Annotated in this window: 2 protein-coding genes; one reads left to right on the top strand and one right to left on the bottom strand. The window is 76.8% G+C overall.

Going from position 1 to position 4388, the window contains the following annotated elements; genetic code table 11:
* On the bottom strand, window positions 1-2369 hold a 2369-nt coding region (locus DZF91_RS27620), incomplete at its 3' end, for an ATP-binding protein (protein WP_117360066.1).
* A gap of 328 nt (window positions 2370-2697) precedes the next feature.
* Here DZF91_RS27620 and DZF91_RS27615 point away from each other — a divergent pair.
* Window positions 2698-4314 (top strand): ABC-F family ATP-binding cassette domain-containing protein, encoded by a 1617-nt coding sequence (locus DZF91_RS27615; protein WP_117360065.1) that lies wholly within the window; start codon window positions 2698-2700, stop codon window positions 4312-4314.
* Window positions 4315-4388: the final 74 nt, after the last annotated feature.

Raw genomic sequence — 4388 nt, 5'->3', positions numbered from 1 at the left:
GTGCGCGCGGCGACCGCGGCGGCGTGCGCCGCGACGGCCGGTCCCTCCACCGGAGCGTCCGCGAGCACGTGCGGCGGCGCGAGGACGCCGACGCGGGCGGCGGCCTCGATCAGCGGCCAGGCGAAGACCGGCTGGAGCGTCAGGTCCGGATGCCGGAGCGCGGCCTCGGCGAGCGCGCGGGCGGCGGGCCCGTCGTCCTCGGACGACCGCAGGTCGATGAGCGCCTGCGCGAGCGGCAGCGAGGTCTGCGGGTAGCCGGAGTCGACGCGTTCGGCGAGCGCGACGGGCTCCGGTTCCGGGCCGGTGCCGGTCGCGGCGCGCAGGGACGCCGCCCAGATCGCGAGCTGGACCCGCATCGCGGGGTTGTGGTGCCGGTCCAGCGCCCGGCGCAGGTGGCGGGCGGCCACCTCCCAGCGGCCGAGCCGGAACAGGGCCTCGATCCGGTTGACGATCAGCGGCAGGCCCAGGCTGTGCGCGTAGCCGGCGCGCTCGGCGACCGCCAGTCCCTCCTCGGCCGCCTCGAGTGCGTCGGTGCTCCGGCCCGCGCCCTGGTAGCAGTGGGACAGGTGGCTGAACACGCGGATCCTCGGCCCGTCCGCCAGCTCCGCCGAGCACAGCCGTTCGAGCGGGCGCAGGTCGCCGAGCCCGTCGCGGGCGGCGGCCGAGGCGATCGTGACCCGTAGGTCGTCCGCCGCCGAGTCCCCGCCGGGCCGGTCCCCGAGCTGGTCGCCGAGCCGCTCGGCGAGCTCCAGGCCCTCGCGGCCGAGCCGTTCGGCGGCGGCCGTGTCGCCGCGCACCGCCAGCCGCGAGCTGAGCTGGGCGAGCGCCCACACCCGCTGCGGCGTGGGCCGGGAGGCCCTCCGCTCGGCCGCGCGGAAGTCGTCCAGGTCGTCGCTCTGCCCGAGGAAGCCCCGGAACGCGCCGCGCAGCCTGAGCAGTCCGGAGACGCGCTCGGGATCGACGGTGTGCGCCAGCAGGGCCTGGACGGTCCGCATTCCGTACTCCTCGTCGGGGACGGCCAGCGCGACGCGCGCGGACATCCACATGACCTCGGCGCGGTCCGTGCCGATCCGCTCCTCGGCGTCCGGGACGCGGTCCCACAGCTCCAGGACCCGGCGGAGCAGGGCCAGGCACTCGGCGTGCGCGGCGGCGCGCGAGCGCTCCTCCGACGCGCGCCACGCGGCCTCCAGTGCCCGGGCGTGGTCGCCGCAGGCGTGCCAGTGGACGGCCAGCGCGCTCGCCGGGGCCTCGGTGAGGGCAGGGTTCCGCTCGACGGCCCGGGCGTAGCGGCGGTGCAGCCGGACGCGCTCGCCGGGCAGCAGGTCCAGGTGGACGGCCTCGCGGATCAGCGCGTGCCGGAAGGCGTACCCGTCCCCGTCCACGACCAGCAGACCGCGCTCGACCGCCGGCCGCAGCGCCTCCTCCCACCGGCCACCGCCCACGCCGCCCGTGCAGTCTGCGGCGTCCGTGATGTCCGCACCGCCCGTGGTGCCCGTGGTGCCCGTGGTGTCCGCGACGGCCGCGAGCAGGTCGTGGCCGACGCGGTCCCCGGCGGCGCTCGCGACGCGCAGCACCGCCCGGGTGTCGGCCGGCAGGGCGCGGAACCGGGCGAGCAGCAGGTCGCGGAGCGAGCCGGGCACCGCCTCGCCGGGGTGCTCGGCCAGCGCCTCGACGAACAGCGGGTTGCCGCCGCCGCGCGCGTGCACGTCGCGGACCAGGGCCGGGGCGGCGTCGCCGAGCAGGCCGCGGACCTGCTCGGCGACCTCGGCGCGGGTGAGCGGCGGCAGGTCGAGCCGGGTCACGTGGGGGAGCCGGGCCAGGCCCGCGAACAGCGTCCGCGACTCCGGCTCCTCGGGGCGGAAGGTGACGACGAGCAGCACCTTCCCGGCGACCGGGTTGCGCACCAGGAACGCCAGCAGGTCGCGGGTGGAGCGGTCGGCCCAGTGCGCGTCCTCCACCACCAGCACGACGGGCTCGTCCGCGCCCAGCCGCTCGGTCAGGCCGAGGAAGTGCTCGAAGAGGCGGACCTGCCCGGAGCCGGCGTCGGGCGCCGCGTCGCCGAGCGCGGGCAGCAGCCGGGACAGCTCGCGCCGCGCCGCCGGGGACGTCAGCCGCGCGACGGCGTCCGGGCCGAGGCGGCGCAGGATCGCGGTGAAGGGCGCGTACGGCAGGCTGGCCGCGCCGAGGTCCAGGCACCCGCCGACCAGCGCGCGGCGGTCCCGGACGAACTCCTCCACCAGCCGCGTCTTGCCGCCGCCCGCCTCGGCGGCGACGAGCACGACGGCCATCGCGCCGCCCTCGGCGCGGGCGTGCGCGGCCCGCAGCGCGGCGAGTTCGGTGGCCCGCCCGGCGAAAACGCTGCTCCTCACACGGCAAGCATGCCGAGGCGTCCGGATCGCGTCCACCTGGCCGCCGATGCCAGGAAAGCCCAGGTCACGGGCGACATCTAAATGCGACTTGTGTTGCATTAGCCGCTGGGATAGCCTGGGCCCGTCACATCGTCGCCCGGTAGGGGAGTCCCTTGGAGAACTGAGGTCGCAGGCACCGCGCAGTCGCCGCGCCCGTCACGGGCCCGAGCACGCGCAGCGATCTCAGCGGACTTCCCGGCCGGGCTCTCCCATGCCCGCGCGCGACGCGCGACGGCCGCGGTGCCTCCATGTGTCCCGCCCATTCCCCGGCACGTTCATGGAGGCCCTCATGTCATTCGCCATCGTCTGCTCCGACCTCGGCTTCGCCTGGCGCGACGGCACCGTCGTCCTCGACGGGCTGGACGCCGCGTTCGGGACCGGCCGCACCGGCCTGATCGGCGCCAACGGCTCCGGCAAGTCCACCCTGCTGAAGCTCGCCGCGGGCGAGCTGCGGCCCACGTCCGGCTCGGTGTCGGTGCGCGGCCGGGTCGGCCACCTGCCCCAGTCCCTGCCGCTCGGCACCGCCCGGACGGTCGCCGACCTGCTCGGCGTCTCCGCGGCCCGCGCCGCGCTGCACGCCATCGAGCGCGGCGAGGCCACCGAGGAGAACTTCGCCGCGGTCGGCGACGACTGGGACGTGGAGGAGCGCGCCCGCGCCGGGCTCGACCGGCTCGGCCTGGACCACCTCGGCCTCGACCGCACGGTCGGGACGCTGTCGGGCGGCGAGACCGTCCTGGTCGGGCTGGCGGCGCTGCTGCTCGCCCGCCCGGACGTGCTGCTGCTGGACGAGCCGACCAACAACCTCGACGTGGACGCCCGCCGCCGCCTCTACGACGCGGTGGACGCCTGGACCGGGGTGCTGGTCGTGGTGAGCCACGACCGCGAACTGCTCGACCGCGTGGACGAGGTCGCCGACCTCCGCGACGGCCGGATCCGCACGTTCGGCGGCAACCTCACCGCCTACGAGGAACTGCTCGACGTGGAGCGGGAGGCCGCCGAGCGGATGGTCCGCACGGCCGAGAGCGACGTGCGGAAGCAGCGGCGGGAGCTGGTCGAGGCGCACACCAAGCTGGCCCGGCGCGTCCGGTACGGCAAGAAGATGTACGAGCAGAAGCGGGAGCCGAGGGCGGTGATGAAGCTGCGCAAACGCGAGCAGCAGGTGTCGGCGGGCAAGCACCGCCAGATGCACGAGGACCGCCTCGAAGGCGCCCGCGAACGGCTCGCCGAGGCGGAGGAGCTGGTGCGCGAGGACAGCGAGATCAGGATCGAGCTGCCCGCCACGCGCGTCCCGGCGGGCCGGACGGTCCTGACCGCCACCGGCCTGCGCGCGCCCGCGCCCGGCCCGGCGACCCTGCGCGCACTGGTCGTCCGCGGTCCCGAGCGGATCGCGCTGGTCGGGCCGAACGGCTCCGGCAAGACCACGCTGCTGCGCACCCTCACGGGGGAGCGCCGGCAGGAGGGAGTCGAGGTGAGGACGGGCGTGGAGGGCGTCCGGTACCTTCCGCAGCGGCTGGACGTGCTGGACGACCGCCTGAGCGTGCTGGACAACGTCCGGGCCGTCGCGCCGGACGCGCCGGTCCAGGCCGTCCGCGCGGGACTGGCCCGGTTCCTGTTCCGCGGCGACCGGGCCGAGCGGCCCGCAGGAACCCTCAGCGGCGGCGAGCGGTTCCGCGCCGTGCTGGCGTCGCTGCTGCTGGCCGAGCCCGCTCCGCGGCTGCTGCTGCTGGACGAGCCGACCAACAACCTCGACCTGGCCAGTGTCCGGCAGCTCGGCCAGGCCCTCGACGCCTACCAGGGGGCGCTGGTCGTGGTGAGCCACGACCTGCCGTTCCTGCGCGGGCTGGGGATCACCCGCTGGCTGCGCGTCGACCCGGCCGAGGGCCTGACCGAGACCGGTCCCCGGTGACCGGTGGGGCCCGCCCGCGCGCCCCGCGGGCTCACCCGGCGGGCACCGGCTCACCCGGCACCCGCCGGGCGAGC

This window comes from Actinomadura logoneensis (assembly GCF_003428695.1).
Lineage (GTDB): Bacteria > Actinomycetota > Actinomycetes > Streptosporangiales > Streptosporangiaceae > Spirillospora > Spirillospora logoneensis.
Note: the sequence above shows the minus strand (reverse complement) of the source record. Positions and strands in the feature narration are given on the sequence as shown.

Coding starts and splice junctions, on each gene's coding strand:
- DZF91_RS27615 (WP_117360065.1), top strand. CDS start 2,698: ATGTCATTCGCCATCGTCTGCTCCGACCTCGGCTTCGCCTGGCGCGAC.